The sequence below is a fragment of the Novipirellula aureliae genome (assembly GCF_007860185.1).
Taxonomy (GTDB): domain Bacteria; phylum Planctomycetota; class Planctomycetia; order Pirellulales; family Pirellulaceae; genus Novipirellula_A; species Novipirellula_A aureliae.
Genome location: NZ_SJPY01000007.1, coordinates 99,824 through 119,736 on the forward strand (window position 1 = coordinate 99,824; position 19,913 = coordinate 119,736).

Sequence of the window (19,913 nt, forward strand, 5' to 3'; positions counted from 1 at the left end):
TCTCACTTCAGATGCGATATAAATGGGACGATCAATTGTTCGGGATGGTGTTTCTTATACGCTGCGTTGTAGCGAATTGCAAAGTCTTCCATATCTTCAACCCATACACTCGGGCCGTATAGAGACTTGATTCTTGCGAGTACTAGTAGACCATCTGAGGTCACAAGCGAGTACTTTAATGTCAGCGTTTGCAGTTCTGAGAAGCGAGAGATTTCTTTGATTCCATCGTCTGTAATCCCCGAGCCATATAAATTAATTTTACGCAAAGCGCAGTTTGCGTCCCATGCCCGAAACCCAATGCCGGTCAATCCGCGATGATTGCCTAAATTAAGCTGCTCCAAGCGGTGTAGACGAGAAAGCTGTTCGAGGTCAGAGTCGCTAAATTCCATTTCTATCCTATCTGGATCCTCTTTAATTGCATCTATAAATATTTGGTCTCCAACAAACGGCACTAGGATATCAAGTCGTGTGAGCTTCTCCATTTTTGAGATCAGGAGCCTAGCATCTTTTGTCATTCTGCAATCTGTCATGTGCAGACTATATATTGGCAATTTGCTGAATGGTTCGAAATCGTCTGCATCGAGAGAAAGCCCTACAAGGTCGATCGTCTGACATTTGCCCAATGCACTAATTCTGTCTAAAGAATAGTGCAAAGATTTATTTTTTCGAATAGTAATGCCTGTAATTCTTCCGTTAGCCAAATCTAATTCGAGCGACTTGTTCTTGTCCGCATATCTAACTAGTTCGTTAGTGGAACTGCCACAACCTCCGATGAACACAGCAACAAAAAACAATGAAATCAGACGCCGGATGAAGTTGGATCTATTCATAATTGCCAACTCGCGTGCTACTGAAGCCGGTTTTTGTCCGAACCGCCTCATAGAACTCTTTCGTTCTTTCGACGTCATGGTAAAACTGATAGGAATGAGTTGTTCTGTCATTTGGCGTCACGATTTCTTCATCGACCCATCGTGAGAGGACAATGTCCACGTTATCTGCACCAAACCATTCCACGAATATATTCCCCACGGTTGATGTATCGGCCATTGCGGTGAAGGCCATTAGTTCGTACGCATGCAGGCCTATTCCGGTGGGATCGTCTTGGGGATGCATGGTGTTGGTCAACTCGTACCACTCTTCGCGTGGCACGCCAAGAAGTAATGGATTGCCCGTATGGATGAGGCGATAGTATCGATTACGGGTGCTGCCATCTGGGAGCAGAGACTGCTCGACAACGTATCGAAAACGCCAAACATCGTCAGGGGGCAATAAGTAACCCGCTGTATTGTCAACGAAGGGGTCTGCGAAAAAGTTGATGGCTGTTGCATAATCTTCGAGCTTCCCGTTATAGGAAGACGAGTCAATTCCGAAACGAGGTACCTCTGGCGTTGCTTTCGCCAGCGACTGTTTTGAAACATTGTTTAGCCTCCAAAGCTGGTTGGTGGCTATGTCATCGGGATTATAAAAATTGATCCATTTACCGGCTGATGCGTGAGTACCAGCCATGTAGAACGAACCTGCGTTGTCGTCAGTCGCTTCACCATCGGACCAATAACGATACAAGTCTTGATGGGATGGGTTGGCAATGTTGTTCAGTGTTACATCCACCGACAGGTCGTCGTTTTTGTAGGCTAATAAGTGTGCGTCAGTATTTGATTCACCGTAGATACCCGCTGAAACGGCGGCCTGCATTGCCACGTAACTAGTAACCAGTTCTCCTCCGTATTCTACGGCATGTATACGAAGTGCTTCCGCAGCGACGACGTTACCTTGGCTATGCGCTAGCAAATGCGTGTCCCCCTCGCTTAACTCGTCAGCGATGAAGTTTCGCAACGCACGGCCTGAACGCCATGCTTGAAATTCGCTGGGGTTGAACGTGAGATCTCGAACACCCTCAGTACTTCCCTCTCCATCATAAAAGTTTGGCCAACTAAATGAAACCGCATGACCATCGAATCCTTGCCAATACAACCGCTTAAAGGCGGTGTTAGCAAAGGAGATTTTCGCATCAGGATCCATATTCCAGCCGTGAACCAACACGACGGATTCGTTCCCATTCAGGAACGGTTGGTCTCGAACGGACGAAAGCGAATCCGCGTTCGCGTCCGCGAACTCCAGGATATCAACTTTTTTGCGTAGATCCGTAGCACCACTGACAGCATCAATCGAATAGGTACTGTAAAAGCTTTGGAAATCGCGTAGTGTTAAATCGATGATCTGTTCACGCGTAATCTCTTGCCCATCGGGATAGACCACGGTGGTTCGAAACACTAGCTGGGGAGTGTTGGTCGTCGATTGATCTCCGAAAGCTACTCCATGGGCTTCAAACAAAAAGCGATTAGTCCCATCATCTTCAACCGGTATGGAAACGGGAAGGGAGCGTATGTCTGCAACCCGCGAATTCCAGTTTGAATCTTCAACCTGCAGATCAGCAAAATGGCGGCTTTCAAGAAACTCTAACATATTCAGACTATTGCTCGCTCGATGAAATAGATTTAGTGAAGTAACTCCAGCATTTGATAAATATGCATCATACTTCACGATCAAATCCGAGGATGGCATGACTGCCTTCGACCGTTGACGTAGAAGGGGCGAAATGTAAACGTCGAAGGGCGTAAAATCTTCAAGATCACGAGTTGTCTTGATTATTGTATCGGCATTGTCAGGAGCAATGGGTTCAACGTCGGTATCTTGCTCAGCATAGACACCTTCCTGATCATTGTTGTACCAGAACGTCAGCTGGCGGTCGTAGCTGTTATCGGTGTCAATTTTACCATCTCGATTGCCATCGACGCCTGCTCCAGTTTCAACAACGGTGTAGTGTGCTTCGTCATGGAGAATTGCAGGTGGAGTTCCTGTTCTTGGTACGGCGGTCACTTTGATGCTGTCCATCGAAAAGCCGGAACTGTTGTTGATTCCTTCGATCCAAATTGGCAGCGAGTATTGGACGCTAAAGGGGGTTAGCCGATGTTCTTCGCCAGGGAGTATTCGGCTCCAAACGGAGTCGGGGCCCACTGATTCCATGCCGGACCAAAAACCATCAGACCATATCTGAATTTTACTCGGATCGAAGTCGAATTCCACCTCGTAGCGATCCATCATCCAAGGCTCAAGTCTTACACCTCCAATCGTAAGGTCATCATAATAGTCGGGATCGAGCAGGTTGATTTGTCCCAATTGCGACGCCATCCAATCGGGTGCATAACGCCGCAATCCGGGCTCAGAGGGCTCAACCCCGTTGTCATCGGGATGCGGAATTTTTTTGGAGAAATCGCTGTTACGCCAAATGATCGCACCAGGATCTTCCTCCCAAATTTCACCAAGGACATCCATTTCGATGTCAACACTAGCGACGGTGACCCTTACAGTATCTTCGGCTTTGGATTCTTGCAGGGTCATGCCGGATGGCAGATTGCGTGGCACGTAACTGGCTTTGATCTCGACATCAAGGAAGCTATCGCTGGCAGCGATGCCTTCAAGATAGATCGTATGTTCCGTCGTTACGTCCAATTCGGTCGCATTGGAGACAACCTCTTCGTTTTTATTTCGATCCTTCCAAATTCGGACCTTGGTGGCGTCGAAGCTTAATAGAATACCGCCCGCGAATCGATCGAATCCCGATGGAACCAAGTCATGAAGTTTGAGTGGAACAAAGTCGTCATCCCCTCCGGCGATATTTGGATCTTCGAAATCAAGAATGCCGTCGGCATCATCATCGTCTCGGTTCAGGTTGACGATACCGCCTGGGTCTTGTTCGTCTTTGTCAGGGACTTCTGCACCGCTTTGGTCGATTAGATCCAAGTCAATGTAAACCGAATGGACTTTTACTGTCCTGCTGTCCTCGTCGGAACCGAGATATGAATCACCGTCTTTGTCGTGCCATACGGTAACGGTGAAGTCTCGAAAATCATCTTCTCGATCATCGGGCGTACCGTTATCGTGAACTTGAAGGGCGAGTTTCGAGAGCGTGTTGTCGCTCATGCAGTCGCCATCGTAGACGAGATGGCCGTCGCTTCGCATGACGTTCATGCGGAAGTTCTTGCCCGTTCCGTTGGCCCCGAACGTGATTGGGTCAAACCTGGCCTCCATGTCGATATAGGCGATGCCCTCGGCATTCTCAATGGCGTAAAGTTCCTCAATGGCGGCATCCACGGTCGTTACGCTGCTCAGCGGCTCATCGTGGCGAGAGACTGTTAAGTCGAGCAGCGTCGGGCCAGCAAATATCCTCGCAGTGGCGTACTGGTTGGGCGGAAGCTCATTGACCCAGCCTGTTGTGAACTGCAGGTAGTTCACGGTCTCGACGAAATCGACGGCAAAGAGTCCCGACCATCCGCCCGGCGGCATGTACACATGAGTGAAATTCCAGTCATTTGACACCTTACCTCCGTTGAAGATGGTCTCAGGGTACTGGTTGGTCACGACGTCGCCGGTGGCAAGATCCCCGAAATCGATAGCAACGTTGCCCGATGCTGTGTCGAAGTCGAAATCGTCATAATGAAGCCCTGCTGAGTCCGGCGTCGAGACTTCCAGTCGTGAGATATTCTGATACTGACTCAAATCGACAAGCTCGATCCTCCAGCTGTGGTCGGGATCGACCTTAACTGTATTCGTTCCGGAATAGAGCGGTTCCGAATAAACGGTGTTGTGTTTGAGAATTGCAACCGATGCGTTTCGATAGATGCCACTAGAGGTGACGGCAACTCTGCATGTCCTTTCTCCGCCATCGTTGGGTGCGGAGTATAAACCATCGGATGAGACTTCTCCGCAAGTATTGCCCCAAACCTCCCATTCGATCGTGGGTTGCGGGTCTAACACGTTGCTGAACTGATCGACCCCCGTAGCGGTGAACTGGCGAGTCTTGCCTATCATCACAGCAGCCTTGCGAGGGATGATCACAAAATCGGTGAGGGTTTGCGCGACCGTCAACTGCACGCCGCCGTCGGGATCAGACGCGGGCGCGGCCATGTCGCCAAGTACCTGCGCGGATGGATTCGGTTCGCTGGTTACACTCAGACCATTGGCATCGGTGATTCGAACGCCAAAGGAATAATCGCCTTTGCCGGTGAACGTTACGGTCGTGGCGGAGGCGGCGGTCGATTCGTTAATACTGAAGCTGACGCCACCATCGGCCGGGGCCGAGACGACGTACCAGGAATAGACAAGTTCGCTTGTGCCGCCATCGTCATCAGCAACGACACTCAGGGTTGTGCTTGTGCCAGTGACGTTGCTTGCCGCAGCCCATGGGGCAGTGACGATCGTCGGCGCGGTATTTTCCGTCTGGACAAAGGTTGTGCTGGAATAGGGAGAGGTACCGGCGGCGTTGGCAGCAGCGACGCGGAACTGGTAGCTCGTTCCTCCACCGGCTAGCCCCGTTGCCTCGTAAGTTGTTTGAGTGGCGGGAACGGTGGCGAGGAGTTCCCAGGTGTCGGCTCCCTCGCCCCGCCACTCGATCAAGTAGTCATTGGCCGTGGGGGCGGCGGTCCAAGCCAGATCAACTTGAGTGGCCGAGGATACCGTGGCGGTAAAGCCGGTGGGAGTCACTGGCCAGCCAAGCGTGGTGACCGACACCTCGTTTGACGCGAGCGAGTAACCTCCTGGACTCCAGGCTCGCACTCGGAATGAGTAACCGATGGACGGTTCGAAGGTGCCGTGGATCGATTGACTTGTTGTGTCGGCATCAACATTCAGCACGTTCTGCCAAAATCCATTGACCCATTGCTGGATGTGGTAGACCGATTCGCCAGTGGAATGGTCTTGCCACTCGAGATCGATCTGAGAACCGCTTATGGCTGTTGCAGCCAGTCCGCTGGGTGCCGTGGGCAACGTAGCGGCACCACTCTGGATCTTGGCCGAGTCGCCGAGAGCGTTTGTTGCATGGATGCGATAGAAGTAGAAGACGCTTTCCATCAACCCCGTATCGCTATAAGCCGTTGTATCGGCGGGGAGCGTCGCCTGGACCGTCCAGTTGGTGCCGTCTAAGCTTCGCTCGACTTGGTAGCTAAGTTCGTCAGTTGCATTATCGGTCCACGCCAGATTGATTTGCGATTCGGAGCTGGCAACGGCAAGAAAATCGCTGGGGCCAACGGGCCAATCTGGGGTCGCGACCGTCAATTCATTGGACGGCAAAGACGAAGCGGTCTCATGATAGGCTTTGACTCGGAAGTAGTAGACGCCTGCAGGTTCATACGCGCCGCTGATCACCATATTCGTCGTGTTGGCAGCGACCGTGCCGATTTCCAACCACTCAGCATCGACGAGTTGCTCGATCACATAGCCAGTTTCGGTCGCCGAGTTGTCCAGCCATTGCAGGGTCAGTCCGTCACCGCTTACCGAATTTGCTGAGAGTGCGGAAGGGGCGGCTGGCCACGTTTGGTCACTGCCGGCAGCGGCCCCCGAGTCGCCTGCCGCGTTAACAGCCATCACGCGGTAGTGCCGGAGCGTGCCTTCAGCCAAGCTGGTGTCGCTGTAGCTGGTGGCGTTAGCTGGAAGTGCTATGAGCATCGACCAGTTGCTGCCATCCTCGCTCCACTGCACCCGATAACTGGTTTCATTTGTTGCGTTGTCCATCCATGTCAGGTCAATCTGCGTATCCGACGTCGCTGTAACCGTGAGATCGCTGGGCGTTTCAGGCCAATCGGCTGAGGAGGCCGAGACCGTGACCGTATTGGAAGGGAGGGAATATTGATAGCCCTGGAGGTGCCCGGTCGAAAACGCGCGCGTTCGAAAATGATATTCGACCGAAGGAGCGAATAATCCGGCGATCGCCTCGCTCGTCGCGTCCGCGGCAGTGGCCAGGATCTGCTGCCAACTTCCATCGATCAGCTGTTCAATGGAAAAGCCAAGCTCAGCGGAGGAGTTGTCGGTCCAATTCAGATCAGCCCCGTTTCCGTCGAACGAGGAAATCATGAAACTCGTGGGCGCGGCTGGCAGCGTTTCCGTATAGGTCAGATTGCTGCGGGCCGACACAAAACGATCAATCGTGGCCTGCACCCGATAATAAAAGACCGAAGCTTCAGCCAGCCCACTATCGCTATAGGTTGTCTGGTCGGCGTCGAGTGCGGCAACCGTGGCCCAACCCGCGGTGTCATCGCGTCGCTGGATGATGTATCCGGTCTCGTTGTTGGCGTTGTCGATCCAGTGCAGCTCAATCTGACTCTCCGAAACGGGCGTGGCGATGAGTTCGGCAGGGGCGTTTGGCGGCGATGGAGTGGTCACGTCGATTTGGTTGGATGGATTGGAGTACTCGTCCAATGAGGGGCTGTATGTACGAATGCGGAAGCTGTATTGAGTCGAGGCCGCAAAGGCCCGACTAATCGTGGCGGTCGTTAGCGTTCCTGGCACCGAGCCAATTGTTTTCCAATCGGAGTTGACTAGAAGTTCGACTCGGGATTCGACTTCGCCCACCGAGTTCGCTTGCCATTCGAGGACGACTTCGGTGGGAGTAATCGATGTCAGTATTAGGTCGGTCGGGGGCGCAACGAGTGTCCTGGCGCTACTGACATTCGTGTAGTTGGAATCCCCTTCGACATTCGTTGCCTGGACGCGGTAGTAGTGAAGCGTGCTGTCTATCAGCGGTGTGTGACGATAACTAGCCACGTCGGCTCCGACCGTTGCTAGGTCGATCCATGTGTTTCCATCAAGGCTCCACTCGATCTTGAAGCCCGTCTCGTCGGTGGCATTGTCGGTCCAAGACAAGTCGACCTGCCTATCGGAAATAGCCGTCGCGATCAGTCCACTGGGCTTCTCGGGCCACGCGGTCGTCACGTTGACCACGCTCGAATAGAGCGAACCGAGATAGTTCGGCCAACCGGCATAGGCGCGAACGCGGAAGCTGTAGTCGGTGGACGGCTTGAACTCGCGCTCGATCGTACCGGTTGTGGAATCACCCGCGAAGGACTGCTGTATCCAACTCCCGTCGACAAGTGTCTCGACGTAGTAGTTGGATTCGATGGCGGAATTGTCTTGCCACGTCAGTACGGCCTCGGGGCCGTTGATGGACGTCAAGACCAAGTTTGTTGGGGCCGTGGGCAGGGTTCTGGCGGAACTAGCGCTCGAGTAGTGCGAATCGCCATACGTATTGGTGGCCTGGACCCGGTAATGTCGCAGGGTGCCTTCAGTAAGACTTGCATCGCTATACGTCGTCACATCGGCATCGACGGTCGTGAGCGGTGACCACGTGCTGCCGTTCGTACTCCACTGGATGTTGAAGGATGCTTCGTCGGACGAGTTATCGGTCCAGGTCAAGTCAATCTGGGTATCGGAAATGGCCGTCGCGGTCAATCCACTGGGCGCCTCGGGCCAAGCGGCCGTTGATACGTCAACTACATTCGAGTAGTCCGAAGAGAGATAGTTCGGCCAACCGGCATAGGCGCGAACGCGGAAGCTGTAGTCGGTGGACGACTCGAACTCGCGCTCGATCGTACCGGTTGTGGAATCACCCGCGAAGGACTGCTGTATCCAACTCCCGTCGACAAGTGTCTCGATGTAGTAGTTGGACTCGAAGGTGGAGTTGTCTTGCCACGTCAGTACGGCCTCGGGGCCGTTGATGGACGTCAAGACCAAGTTTGTTGGGGCCGTGGGCAGGGTTCTGGCGGAACTAGCGCTCGAGTAGTGCGAATCGCCATACGTATTGGTGGCCTGGACCCGGTAATGTCGCAGGGTGCCTTCAGTAAGACTTGCATCTCTATACGTCGTCACATCGGCGTCGACGGTCGTGAGCGGTGACCACGTGCTGCCGTCCGTGCTCCACTGGATGTTGAAGGATGCTTCGTCGATCGAGTTATCGGTCCAGGTCAAGTCAATCTGGGTATCCGAAATGGCCGTAGCGGTCAATCCACTGGGCGTCTCGGGCCAAGCGGACGTTGATACGTCAACTACATTCGAGTAGTCCGAAGAGAGATAGTTCGGCCAACCGGCATAGGCGCGAACGCGGAAGCTGTAGTTGGTGGACGGTTCGAACTCGCGCTCGATCGTACCGGTTGTGGAATCACCCGCGAAGGACTGCTGTATCCAACTCCCGTCGACAAGTGTCTCGACGTAGTAGTTGGACTCGATGGTGGAGTTGTCTTGCCACGTCAGTACGGCCTCGGGGCCGTTGATGGACGTCAAGGCCAAGTTCGTTGGGGCCGTGGGCAGGGTTCTGGCGGAACTAGCGCTCGAGTAGTGCGAATCGCCATACGTATTGGTGGCCTGGACGCGGTAGTAGCGACGGGTGCCTTCGGTGAGACTTGCATCTCTATACGTCGTCACATCGGCGTCGACGGTCGTGAGCGGTGACCACGTGCTGCCGTCCGTGCTCCACTGGATGTTGAAGGATGCTTCGTCGGTCGAGTTATCGGTCCAGGTCAAGTCAATCTGGGTATCGGAAATGGCCGTAGCGGTCAGTCCACTGGGCGCTTCGGGCCAAGCGTCCGTTGTCACATCGACCACATTCGAGTCGTTCGAGTAAAGATAGCTCGGCCAACCGGCATAGGCGCGAACGCGGAAGCTGTAGTTGGTGGACGGCTCGAATTCGCGATAGATCGTACCGGTTGTGGAATCACCCGCGAAGGACTGCGGAATCCAACTTCCGTCGACCAGTGTCTCGACGTAGTAGTTGGATTCGATGGCGGAATTGTCTTGCCACGTCAGTACGGCCTCAGGGCCGTTGATGGAGGTCAAGGCCAAGTTCGTTGGGGCCATGGGCAGGGTTCTGGCAGAACGAACGCTCGAATAGTAGGAATTGCCGAGCGTATTGGTGGCCTGGACGCGGTAGTAGCGACGGGTGCCTTCCGTGAGACCTGCATCGCTATACGTCGTCGCATCGGCGTCGACGGTCGTGAGCGGTGCCCACGTGCTGCCGTCCTCGCTCCACTCAATGTTGAAGGATGCTTCGTCGGTCGAGTTATCGGTCCAAGTCAAATCAATCTGGGTATCGGAAATGGCCGTGGCGGTCAGGCCACTGGGCGCTTCGGGCCAAGCGTCCGTTGTCACATCGACCACATTCGAGTCGTTCGAGTAAAGATAGTTCGGCCAACCGGCATAGACGCGAACGCGGAAGCTGTAATTGGTGGAAGGCTCGAATTCGCGTTGGACCGTAGAAGTTGTTGAGTTGGCTGCAAACGAACGCGGCATCCAACTTCCGTCGACAAGTGTCTCGACGTAGTAGTTGGATTCGATGGCGGAATTGTCTTGCCAAGTCAGCACGGCATCGAGGCCGTTGATGGACGTCAAGGCCAAGTTCGTTGGGGCCATGGGCAGGGTTCTGGCAGAACTAATATTGGTATAATCCGAATCGCCATACGTGTTGGTGGCCTGGACACGGTAGTGCCGCAGGGTGCCTTCCGTGAGACTTGCATCGCTATACGTCGTCACATCGGCGTCGACGGTCGTGAGCGGTGCCCACGTGCTGCCGTTCGTACTCCACTCAATGTTGAAGGTTGTCTCGTCGGTCGAGTTATCGATCCAAGTCAAGTCAATCTGATTATCGGAAATGGCCGTGGCGGTCAGGCCACTGGGCGCCGGGGGCCAGGCGACCGTTGATACGTTGACTACATTCGAGTAGTCCGAAGAGAGATAGTTCGGCCAACCGGCATAGGCGCGAACGCGGAAGCTGTAGTTGGTGGAAGGCTCGAATTCGCGTTGGACCGTAGAAGTTGTTGAGTTGGCTGCAAACGAACGCGGCACCCAACTTCCGTCGACAAGTGTCTCGACGTAGTAGTTGGATTCGATGGCGGAATTGTCTTGCCAAGTCAGCACGGCATCGAGGCCGTTGATGGACGTCAAGGCCAAATTCGTTGGGGCCATGGGCAGGGTTGTGGCGGAACGGCTGTTGGTATGATCCGAATCGCCATACGTGTTGGTGGCCTGGACACGGTAATGTCGCAGGGTGCCTTCCGTAAGACTTGCATCGCTATACGTCGTCACATTGGCGTCGACGGTCGTGAGCGGTGCCCACGTGCTGCCGTTCGTACTCCACTCAATGTTGAAGGCTGTCTCGTTGTTGGCGTTGTCGATCCAAGTCAAGTCAATCTGATTATCGGAAATGGCCGTGGCGTTCAGTTCACTGGGAGCCTCGGGCCAAGCGGCGATTGTCACCGATACTTCTGGAGAATAGTTCGGCAAATTGTCGACCGCATACGGTCCGACTCGGAAGCTGTAAGTCGTGTTCCCTTGGAACGGACCCGTGGCCGAGTAGCTTTCCGTATCAGCAGCAAGGTTCGACGCGATCGGCGTCCAGCTTTCACCACCGTCAGACGACTGCTCAACCGTGTAATTCGATTCTTTTGTCGATCGATCATTCCAGCTCAAGTCGATCTGCGTCGCTCCTACAAATGTCGCGGTCAAACCATCGGCTGACTTGGGGAGCGTCCACTGATTCACCGATGTACTTGCAATTTGGTCTCCGATGGTGTTCGTTGCGAGCAGTCGGTAGTAATAGGGCTGTACCTCCTCTAGCTCGGTGTCGGTGAATGTGTTTGTGTCGTCTTCGAACGTTGCGATGTCCAACCACTGGCCAACCGCATCACGGCGTTGCAGCACCAACGGAATGGGTTCATCCACGATTTGCCACTGAAGTCGTATCGACTCGTCGGTAGCTTCGACTACGAACGGTCCTGACGGAAAAATCTGCCATGCGGCGTTGTCAACGATAGTGATGATGGCATGAGCATCGACGTCTGAGATTAAGTAGCGTGTGTCCTGTTCCAGAAGCTCAACTTCGATCGTTTTATCAGGCTCGTACAGACGGTCATCCACTGGAGTTAGCGTCAACTCGCTAGTGAACTCACCTGCTGGGATGCTCAGAACGAACTCATTTGACGTGGAGCCACCGATACGTTGAATGGGGATGCGGTCGTAGTCTTCAACCTCCGTTGCGGATCCAACAATCGAAAAGTAGACGTCGAGAGCATAAGTCCGATCGCTTTGGCCAGAGCGGGTGAAAGTAAAAGTTCCAGTCGTGGGCCCCGCTTCGGTCGCGATCGCATCGGTTGCCTCAACGCTTACCTCCCAGGCGTCGTTGTCGATGATCTCAATCGTCGCGTTTGACTGGGAACCGATGGTGTAGGTCGTTCCCCCAAGCGGGACGATCTCTACGATAACTTCCTCGTCCGATTCGAGGATCGCATCGTTGACCGGTGTGATTGTCAGACTCGTCTGAGTCTGACCGGGACTAATCCAGATCGGATAGATGTACCGTTCGTTCTCAGCGTCATAGACCTTGTTCGTCAAGCTGGCGTAGTCCCTGCCAATGGTCGCTGAGCCGGACAGGGCAACATAGAATTGTAGGTTGTGCGACAGGTCACTCTGTCCAGAGCGAGTGAACGTGTACGTACCGGTCGTCTGGTCCATTTCGGTCGCGATTGCATCGGTTGCCTCAACGCTCACGACCCAGGCATCATTGTCGGCGATTTGAATGGTCGCGGCGTTTGCAGCATCGTTGATCCGAAGTAGCGACGAACCGGCGGTGATCGAGGTCAGGTTTAGCGTGATCGTTTCATTGGCTTCGACTTCAGCATCGTCGATCGGCGCGATCGTGATATTGGCAGTGGTTTGACCGGCGGGGATCGTGATCGAGCCCATGGGGGAGCCGGTGAAATCGGTCCCGGCAGTGGCCGATCCGCTGATCGTGTAGGCGACCACGGTATCGGTTGGCAGACTTTGAGACAGAGTCAACGTGAAGGAACCGGCGTCGGTGTCTTCTTCTGCAGCGTTGGCCCCGGATGCGACGGACAATGTATGAAAATCGTTATCGTGGATCGGAATTGTGGCATTTCGTCCCCAAAGCGGAATGATCAATTTTGTATCCCCAATACTTGATTGAATACTCCTTAAAACGATACCGATCGTTTCAGAACCCTCGACGATGGTGTCATCGACGGGCGCCATCATCACCTGCTGTGTCGTCTGACCAGCAGGGATCGTGACGGTGGCGGGTCGTGAAACGAGATCCAATTCACTATGCGTGCCTGTATAACTGACGACCACGGTGGTATCGACGGATGATGGGTTGGTCATCCGTAGTTCGACCACACCGCTTTGAACGCCTTCTTCCTTGGCTAAACGCACTGGGACGACGCCGATACGGGTCGAATCGTTGTCCATCGTCACAACTGTCGCACTGGCTTGTGCTGGGTCAACCACAACGGGAGTACCCGAGGTCGAACCGCCAAGTGTAACAATGACGGTTTCGGCAGCTTCGACAACGTTGTCGTCGATGATCGAAACAGGAATGATCGCAGAGCTTTGACCTGCGTTAAAAAGGACTTCCCCCGAGAGGGCGACATAATCTGTGCCGCTCATTGCCGTGCCTGCTACCGAATAACCGATTCGCGTTTGAGTCGTTACCGGTTCAGAAAGAGTCACGGTGAATTGGCCGTCTCGAGCAAACTCCGTCGCGCTGGTGGTTGCTTCCACGGCAGCAATGGGTGATGTCTGCGTCGGCAAAACCGTCAGCATGTTGCTGGCAAGTGGTTTCGCAAGGAAAAAATCGGCGTCGGCCGATGGCAAATCGAGTGTTACCGCGGTGGTATCCGAGGCAACCAGTGTTGCATCGACAGGCGGCAAAATACTCACATCACCAGCAAGCATGTATCGCGGTTCGAGCAATTGTGCCCGTAGCCGACGCCGCCGATTCCTCCCCCCACGATCGTTGGAACGCTTCTTATCCGCTCGTCTGGAAACGAGCTCTTCGATCCTAGAACCTTGCTGACGCTTCATGACACGACCCTCAACCTAGGCAGTAGTCAATCAATGGCGCAACTCACTAAATGACTATAAGGCGAATCGAAGCATCGTTCTGTATCGCTAAGGGATCTCCGCGTCACCTTGTAAACGGGTTGAATCGTAGGATATCGCTTGACAGTTCGGAAAAGCAAGCAAAATCCCGAGAATTTTTCAAATTAGTCACCACCGGAGCAACTCATGGCCTGATTTTTTTTTGCCTCGTCCTTGGGCAGAGAGCCGATAGAGAGAACGAAACAGGCTTCAGGGAACCCGAAATTCCTTTTGAGCCTGCTCTACTTTCTTGTGCAAGTGGCAATCTTTTAAGTGATCGTTTACGATTCCCATGGCCTGCATGAACGCGAAACAGATCGTGGGGCCGACGAAGGTCCAGCCTCGCTTTTTCAAATCGTTGCTCATCGCGGTTGATTCGGGAGAGATTGCGACGATCTCACTACGAGATTTTCGGACAACCCTCTCCTTTGTTTGATATCGCCAAAAAAAACTCGCCAATGATCCGAATTCGTCCGTCAACTCTTGGGCGATCCGAGCGTTACGGATTACCGATTCGATTTTGCCTCGGTGTCGAACGATGGCTTGGTTTCCGAGCAGACGTGTTACGTCTGTACGTTTGAATTTGGCAACGCGGTCAAATTCAAAATCACAAAACGCCTCGCGAAACGCTTCGCGTTTTTTAAGAATCGTGATCCAGCTTAAACCGGCTTGAAATCCCTCGAGACAAATCTTTTCAAACAATCGTTGGTCGTCCGAGACGGGAAATCCCCATTCGGTATCGTGATATTCGATGTACAAGGGATCGTCGCCGCACCACCAGCATCGTTTGGTCGCGTCATCGCCTTGGATGATCGAGGGCAATTCAATGGAATTCATATTGGATTGGAATTTTTGGTTTACGGCTATCGGTTTCGCTTGCCGATGACGGCTTCACTGGCATTCGTTATAGTGCATGGGTTCCACAATTTACGGCCAACTGACAAAGAAACCGAAAACCGATGACTTTTGACTCTGATGCTTCGCCCGATCGGCCTGATCCGGCTGAAAATAATCCGGCTCTCCGGGCACGGGTTCCCGATCATGTTGCCGATGGATGCTTCAGCACGGGCGCGATCGTGATGACGGGTCCAAGCGAATACATTGTCGACTTTCTGCAAACGATTGGTAGACCTCACAAGGTCGCATCGCGAGTCGTCATTCCTCATCCGGTCATGCCCCAGTTCATTGACGCGTTACAAACGAACTTGGAACTGTACCGAAATCGATTTGGCGATCCGCCTTCGCCGCCTGTCCCGCAACCGGGAAATGAACAACGTCGCCCAACGCCGCAAGAAATCTATGACGATCTTAAGTTGCCCGACGATGTGCTTAGCGGCGTGTACGCCAACGGAGTCATGATCGGGCACGGAGCGAGCGAATTTGGGCTCGATTTTTTAACGAGTTTTTTCCCACAGTCGGCTGTCAGTGCACGCGTCTTTGTTGCCGCGGGTCAAATCCCACGCTTGCTCGAATCGTTGAAAGGTGCCGTCCGTCAATTGGAACAACGCCGACAAGGTGGCCATGGTCAACAAGGAACGACACCGTCGCTTGAATCGCCGCACCCTAGCGCACCTCCACCTGAAAGCGCACCACCCTTGCTAGAACCACGCAAGGAAGAAGACGATTCCGACAAGCCCGAAGATGAAGACAAACCACCGCAGGATTAAGGATTCCGAACCTCAGACGCCTTCCGCGCGGAGGGCAGAGCGATCATTTGATTCGATGAACCAAAATTCTCACGACTTACGCCTGATGAGCCGTTTGCCCAAAGCGGACCTTCCGACCGAGGAGCCATTGATCCTGGCTAGCCAATCGCCTCGGCGAGCCCAATTATTGACCGCAGCTGGCTATGAGTTCAGAACTCAGCGGGCTAGCGATGAGGCGGAATGCGGGATCTGCTCTCGCGAAACCGCGCCCGAGCTCGTTGCCCGTTACGCCTATCGTAAAGCAGCCGATATCGTTAGTAAGAATGCGATTGGGCTTGTCCTGGCGGCCGATACGGTGGCGGCCTGTTATGGAGAAATTCTCGGTAAGCCATACGATGTCGAACATGCTGAATCGATGCTTCGCCGGCTGAGCGGACGAAAACATGATGTCTACACCGGGATCTGCGTTTGGTCGATTGCTACGCGGCGCTGCGTTGTCGAAGTGGTCCGTACGAAACTCTTCATGCAACCACTCAGCGAGACGATGCTTCGTGACTATCTCCATTCGATGCTGTGGGATGGAAAAGCCGGTGCGTTCGGTTATCAAGATGGAAACGATTGGCTAGAAGTCCTCGAATCGGGTAGTGAATCAAACGTCGTTGGCTTGCCGATGGAACGACTGAGCGAAATCTTCTCGGACTTCGATAATCTATCGGTTGCGGTTCAATAGAATTGCGTCGGGCAACGCTTCGCGGGGGTCAGGCAACGCTTCGCGGGGGTCAACTTTGATCTTCGGTTTTCAGTCCTAGTAGCTCTTCGATTTTCTGGCATTCGTTTCTCAGTAACTTGAAACCGCTAATCGACGCTAATGAACGCTAATCAAGCATGGACGTCCTGGTTCGAATGATCTTATTAGCGTCGATTAGCGTGCATTAGCAATTTGTCTTTGCCGCCCGCGTTTTAGAGTGGTAGGAAGATCGGAAGAAAGGAAGCAAATGGCCCCAACCTTTGTCGTAGGATTGAATCCCGAATCCCGAGTCTGACCCAAATTCTTCCCTTTTTCCTGAAAACCGAAAATCAATTCTGCCTCCCGCGAAGCGTTCTTCACATCGATGCCCGCTATCGCTCGGCCGCCGACAGGACCCGTCGATCGAAATTTATTTTCACTGTCACTGGAAAATCGATCAGATGTACCGCTGCGCTGACGACGCCGAAGGCCAGTGCGAGTAGGAGTAGGAGTACGAGTAGGAGTGCGAGTAGGAGTGCGAGTAGGAGTAGGAGTAGGAGTAGGAGTAGGAGTACGGGTAGGAAATACGGGTAGGAAGCACGAGTAGGAAGTGCGGGGGCAGGGGCGGCTGGCACGGTTGTGCACGAAGAAATAGAACCTGCGCCGTGCACCAAGGCGAAAACTCGCGGCGAATGAACATCAGCCGCCGAGAAGAGGGATCGACTGGGACTCTTGTTGCAGGCGCATCCCCGCTAGCTTATGTTACGGTTAGATCATTTAGCGTAAACACGCGGTCTTGTTAGGAAGTCCCGTCTTGAAATCGAACTCCGTCCGTTTGACTCACCTTCAACTCGCATCCCTGCTCGAAGAGATTGCAAGTGCGATGCAGACGGACATTCCTGTTTCGGATGCACTCCGACGACTTCAAGGCAATCGTTTAGGTCGCGTTGGCAAGGTGGCAGGATCGATCGCCGAACGTTTGGAGGCGGGTCAGAACCTTCAATCGGCGTTTGACAGCATCGGCGGCGCGATGAGCGTTCAAATATCAGCTGGCTTTTTCGCTGCGCAGAAAGCCAACCAACCGGAACTTTTGAAGCGTTTGGCGAATCATCTGCGTCGCCGTGACCAATACACTCGCAGCCTACGTTTGGCTTGGTTCTATCCAATCCTGCTCGTATTTGTCGCTTTCCTTATTACCGTTCGCTACTTGGCCCCGATGGTTTTGGCGAACTTGGACGGTGGCATCCTATGGCCTTCATGGGTTGTCACCACTAGCCAGTATTTTGTGACTTCCTGGGAGTGGCCACTCTGCGGTTTGGTGTTGCTACTTTTTCTCGTTAGCCTCTGGTTTTGCTTGAAGGGGCGATTCCCCCGCTCGATCCGAATGCAATTGTTTTGCAGCACGTTGGCGGACGAGCTGGAACATGATGTGCCGGATAAAGCTGCGATTGAATCGGCAGCCTGTCTTTCTGGTGATCCCGAGTTGATGGCGATCGAAGATCCAACGTTGGCTGCACCACCGATACAGCGAATTCTATCGGAGATCCGTTTGCCGACGGATGACATTTCCACCGTTGATCGGAATCGACTTGTCATACCGGTGCTCGGCTTGGTCGCATCGAAACATGCCGAGCGAGCCCATCGGCAAGTTTATTTTTACTCTCGTTGGCTGCCGCGCTTCGCAATGGCCGTTCTGGGAGGCGGTTTCATTTTTGGCTATGTCTGGTTTGTCATCGGCCCCGTCTATCGCCAGGTAATCCATTGGTAAGCCAAACAACAACGCAAATCGGCAAACTCGATCCCGTTGCCCAGCGTTTGATCGCTACGGGTGATCGATCGAGTGAATGGCAGTCTCACCAATTGATTGATTGGCTGCGTATGCAAGCCCACCGCCACTCGATGATTCGCCAAGTCTTTTGGTCAACGTTCGGAGCTTGGCTGTTGGTCACGGCGGCATCCGTGATTTCATGTCTGATTGCAATTCAGTTGTCAATTGATCTAAAAAACATGTCTGACGAAACGGGTTTGAGTAGCGACAATGCTGATTGGTGGCGTTGGATCGCATTTCCAGCCGCAACGGTAATCATTGCTTGTTTCTTCCTCATCGGAGGTATCGTTGGAGCGATCTTTGGCGTGTTTCCCGGCTACCGCTCGACTCGATCGGCAATCGATTGGGCTTGTGCCTCCGATGCGGTCAGCCGTTTACTGCAAACCGGGTGCACCTATCCCGAAGCATTCGCGACAACTGCTAGGGCGATGAAGACGCGGCGAATCCGAAACTGGTTAGAACGCAGTGCGAATCGCGTCGAGCAGGGTGGAAGCGTTTTGGAAAAGAATAGCCAAGCACGAAAAGACACCGCGATGCTAGAAGCTTTGGTTGGCCCCACAGTGAAAGAACCGGCTTACCAATGGGGTTTGGCATCCGAGCATTTTCTTCATGTCGCCGAAAGTCGACTCACCCTGATTCGCCAAACCGCCCCCCTTTTGTCGACGCTTGTTAGCGGTGTTTTGTTGTGGTTTACCCTCAACCTATCGCTTGGTTGGCTTTGGGCGATGGTCGCCGACCTGATATCGGGGCTAACATGAAAAAAGTAATCGTTGCGATTCTGTATATGTTGCTCGTCTTGGTGGCGGTTGCGATTGCCCCCTCCATCCTGACGTTCATCATTACGATCCTGTTTGTTTTCATCTTTAATGACCTGCGATCAAGGCGTTTTCACCATTTTGTTCGCACGATGAATGCGGCGATCCGTGTCGTCGTCGGCCAAGGAGATGGACTTGAAAAAGTGATTGCAGCGTTTTCGCGGTCGGGACCACTCAAGTGGCAATGTTACGAATATTTACAGCGACTAAAAGCTGGCCAAGAACCGATTCAAGCCGCTGCCGTCTCTGGAGTTCCGCTGGAGTTGTCAACGGCGATTGCGATTCGTCTGCCGCAGCAGGAACAGGAAACGGTTGAGCAACGGAAGCTTGGCGTGGCTCCTAAGCGAACGATCCGATCCAGCGATCGGTTCGCCCCCGATCCAACGATGGTGCCTGTTTACGGCCAATTTATCTATCTCATTCTCACCTCACTTTTTCTGGTTTTTGTGATTCGGTTTCAGATGCTTTTTATCGTGCCAACGATTGAAATGATGTTAGAGGAATTTGATGTCGCTACTGGATCGTCGGTTGCGTCGCCACCTGCAATGGGTTTGGAAACGCTTTTGCTTGGTCTGCTGTTGTGCATTTTCTTGGCAACGGTGTTGCTCACGCGCGGGCGGATGGCGCGGATGGTGTTGCCCAACTGGCTCCCGGCGACCCCGCGTGAGGCGCAGACGAAATCGGACCTCCTCACCGGACTTGCCGAAGCGATTGAGATGGGATTGCCATTGGAGAAAGCATTGTCCGTTGGCCATGCCTTGGCGACCAATTCCTATCAACGACGTGATCTTCGCGAGTTGATCATGCAGACGGAGAAGGGTGTGCCGCCAGCGGTTGCGATGCAAAATAGCGGCTGGGTCAATGACCGCGAGGCCAATTGGTTGGCGGGAGCGAATCCGCCCCGTTTCGCAGAGCTGCTTCGCACGTTCGCTGACCAAAAAGTTCGTGATGCGAATGAAAACGCTCACTGGTTCATGGAGATATTTTTTCCAGCGGCGATTCTGCTGCTAGGAGCCGTCGTGATGACTTACGCTTTTGGATTTTTCAACGCCTTGACTGCAATGATCAAAGAAATGGCTTGGTCGTATCGGTAAGCAGGCAAGGCGTAAACCTGAAGGGGCGAAGTGAACCTTTCCTAGGAG

8 protein-coding genes are annotated in these 19,913 nt (G+C 53.5%); 5 read left to right on the top strand and 3 right to left on the bottom strand.

Going from position 1 to position 19,913, the window contains the following annotated elements:
* Positions 1-2: 2 nt before the first annotated feature.
* The 3 genes from Q31b_RS20495 to Q31b_RS20505 all read right to left on the bottom strand — a co-directional run bounded on the left by Q31b_RS20495 (position 3) and on the right by Q31b_RS20505 (position 14,592).
* Positions 3-830 (bottom strand): hypothetical protein, encoded by an 828-nt coding sequence (locus tag Q31b_RS20495; protein ID WP_197171948.1) that lies wholly within the window; start codon positions 828-830, stop codon positions 3-5.
* A complete protein-coding gene (locus Q31b_RS20500; RefSeq protein WP_146601537.1) occupies positions 823-13,698 on the bottom strand; it encodes a fibronectin type III domain-containing protein in 12,876 nt (4,291 codons plus the stop codon). Before Q31b_RS20500 ends, Q31b_RS20495 begins: the two co-directional genes overlap by 8 nt.
* 267 nt (positions 13,699-13,965) lie before the next feature.
* Positions 13,966-14,592 carry a DNA-3-methyladenine glycosylase I gene (locus tag Q31b_RS20505; RefSeq protein WP_146601538.1) on the bottom strand — a complete coding sequence of 209 codons (627 nt, stop codon included), beginning with the start codon at positions 14,590-14,592 and terminating at the stop codon, positions 13,966-13,968.
* 122 nt (positions 14,593-14,714) lie between these two features.
* Here Q31b_RS20505 and Q31b_RS20510 point away from each other — a divergent pair, with 122 nt between their 5' ends.
* The 5 genes from Q31b_RS20510 (at position 14,715) to Q31b_RS20535 (ending at position 19,865) form a co-directional block, all read left to right on the top strand.
* On the top strand, positions 14,715-15,422 hold the full coding sequence (locus Q31b_RS20510; RefSeq protein WP_146601539.1) for a DUF3467 domain-containing protein: 708 nt from the start codon (positions 14,715-14,717) through the stop codon (positions 15,420-15,422).
* 85 nt (positions 15,423-15,507) lie between these two features.
* Positions 15,508-16,131 (top strand): Maf family protein, encoded by a 624-nt coding sequence (locus Q31b_RS20515; RefSeq protein WP_146601866.1) that lies wholly within the window; start codon positions 15,508-15,510, stop codon positions 16,129-16,131.
* Between the two features lie 811 nt (positions 16,132-16,942).
* Positions 16,943-17,896: a type II secretion system F family protein gene (locus Q31b_RS20525; RefSeq protein WP_146601541.1), complete on the top strand. Its 954-nt coding sequence runs from the start codon at positions 16,943-16,945 to the stop codon at positions 17,894-17,896.
* On the top strand, positions 17,890-18,714 hold the full coding sequence (locus Q31b_RS20530) for a hypothetical protein (protein ID WP_146601542.1): 825 nt from the start codon (positions 17,890-17,892) through the stop codon (positions 18,712-18,714). Before Q31b_RS20525 ends, Q31b_RS20530 begins: the two co-directional genes overlap by 7 nt.
* Positions 18,711-19,865: a type II secretion system F family protein gene (locus Q31b_RS20535; RefSeq protein WP_146601543.1), complete on the top strand. Its 1,155-nt coding sequence runs from the start codon at positions 18,711-18,713 to the stop codon at positions 19,863-19,865. Before Q31b_RS20530 ends, Q31b_RS20535 begins: the two co-directional genes overlap by 4 nt.
* Positions 19,866-19,913: the final 48 nt, after the last annotated feature.

What these genes read in the sequence shown, in the direction of transcription:
- Q31b_RS20500 (WP_146601537.1), bottom strand. Translation starts at nt 13,698, where the DNA reads ATGAAGCGTCAGCAAGGTTCTAGGATCGAAGAGCTCGTTTCCAGACGA.
- Q31b_RS20515 (WP_146601866.1), top strand. Translation starts at nt 15,508, where the DNA reads ATGAGCCGTTTGCCCAAAGCGGACCTTCCGACCGAGGAGCCATTGATC.
- Q31b_RS20535 (WP_146601543.1), top strand. Translation starts at nt 18,711, where the DNA reads ATGAAAAAAGTAATCGTTGCGATTCTGTATATGTTGCTCGTCTTGGTG.
- Q31b_RS20495 (WP_197171948.1), bottom strand. Translation starts at nt 830, where the DNA reads ATGAATAGATCCAACTTCATCCGGCGTCTGATTTCATTGTTTTTTGTT.
- Q31b_RS20510 (WP_146601539.1), top strand. Translation starts at nt 14,715, where the DNA reads ATGACTTTTGACTCTGATGCTTCGCCCGATCGGCCTGATCCGGCTGAA.
- Q31b_RS20505 (WP_146601538.1), bottom strand. Translation starts at nt 14,592, where the DNA reads ATGAATTCCATTGAATTGCCCTCGATCATCCAAGGCGATGACGCGACC.